This window comes from Variovorax glucosi, from assembly GCF_051216695.1.
Taxonomy (GTDB): domain Bacteria; phylum Pseudomonadota; class Gammaproteobacteria; order Burkholderiales; family Burkholderiaceae_C; genus Variovorax.
Genome location: NZ_JBPJZE010000145.1, coordinates 1 through 1,322, shown reverse-complemented (window position 1 = coordinate 1,322; position 1,322 = coordinate 1). Strand labels below are relative to the sequence as shown.

General features: G+C 69.3%; 2 protein-coding genes. One reads left to right on the top strand and one right to left on the bottom strand.

Features of this window, described 5'->3' with window-relative positions:
* A partial coding sequence (locus ACSFA3_RS23700; protein ID WP_435507862.1) for a BON domain-containing protein occupies positions 1 to 311 on the bottom strand: 311 nt, incomplete at its 3' end.
* 134 nt (positions 312 to 445) lie between these two features.
* Between ACSFA3_RS23700 and ACSFA3_RS23695 the strand changes: the two genes are divergently transcribed.
* Positions 446 to 1,231: a type III pantothenate kinase gene (locus ACSFA3_RS23695; protein ID WP_435507861.1), complete on the top strand. Its 786-nt coding sequence runs from the start codon at positions 446 to 448 to the stop codon at positions 1,229 to 1,231.
* The last annotated feature ends 91 nt before the right edge of the window (positions 1,232 to 1,322 follow it).

Genomic DNA, 1,322 nt, shown 5'->3' with positions numbered 1-1,322 from the left:
TCGTGATACTGCGCGGGCGGTGCGGCCGGAGCGACGAGGTTGTTCTCGACACTGGTCACGTTCGCCACGTTGCCCGCGGCCAGCGAAGCTTTCTCGCTGGCTTCCTGCGAGGGTGCCTGGCCGGCAAGAGTGACCACGCCGCTGCTGGCCGTGTAGGTCACATCGAGGCCCGTGAGGCCCAGGTTCTGCGTCTCGATGTACGTCTTGATGGCGGCCGCCGCCGTCGCATTGGCGTCGGGCGTGGCGGCCTGAGCCGACGATCCGCCGAACAGTTTCTCGCCCGCCTCCTTGATGAAACTCAGCAATCCCATGGCTTTCTCCTTGTGCGGTGGTGGATGGAATTGGCGAATGTAGCGGCGGAACACCGAGGGCTGGCGTAGGCCCATGCCGCGTGTGTCAACGACGCGCCAGCAGGAATAGACACAAAGTCGCAATAATCCCGCGCATGTCATCCCCCTTCCTCGCCATCGACATCGGCAACACCCGCCTCAAATGGGCGCTCTACGACTCGGCCCGCCCCGGCGCCGCGTTGCAGGCGCAGGGCGCCGAATTCCTCGACCACATCGAACGGCTGGCCGACGGCCCCTGGGCCGACCTGCCTTCGCCCGGCTCCATGCTGGGCTGCGTGGTGGCCGGCGACGCGGTGCGGCGCCGCGCCGAAGAACAGATCGTCGAGCGCTTCGACTGCACGCCCCGTTGGGTGATGCCCAGCGCGGGCGAGGCAGGCATCGTCAACGGCTACGACCATCCCACCCGCCTGGGCGCCGACCGCTTCGTGGCGATGATCGGCGCGCGCCACCGCATGCTGGCCGAGAGGCCGGGGCAGCCTCCGCGGCCGATGGTCGTGGTGCTCATCGGCACGGCCGTGACTGTCGAGGCGATTGACACCGAAGGCAAGTTCCTCGGCGGCCTGATCCTGCCGGGCCACGGCATCATGCTGCGCGCGCTGGAGTCGGGCACGGCGGGGCTGCATGTGCCCACCGGCGAGGTGCGCGAATTTCCCACCAACACCAGCGACGCGCTCACCAGCGGCGGCACCTACGCCATCGCCGGCGCGGTCGAGCGCATGGTGCAGCACGTGCGCTCGCACTGCGGCATGGAGCCGGCCTGCTACATGACCGGCGGCGCGGGCTGGAAGATGGCGCCCGTGATGAACGGGCACTTCGAGCTGGTCGAGAGCCTGATCATGGACGGCCTTCTGGTCACTGCCCGGGAGCGGGCGGCCGCCTGAGCCTCAGGGGCGCATCAGCGCCTCGGCCATCGCCTGGAACGCGGGCAGCGTCAGCGGATCGTTCGCGCCGTTGGCCGCCACCGGGTGCGCC

What these genes read in the sequence shown, in the direction of transcription:
- ACSFA3_RS23695 (WP_435507861.1), top strand. Translation starts at nt 446, where the DNA reads ATGTCATCCCCCTTCCTCGCCATCGACATCGGCAACACCCGCCTCAAA.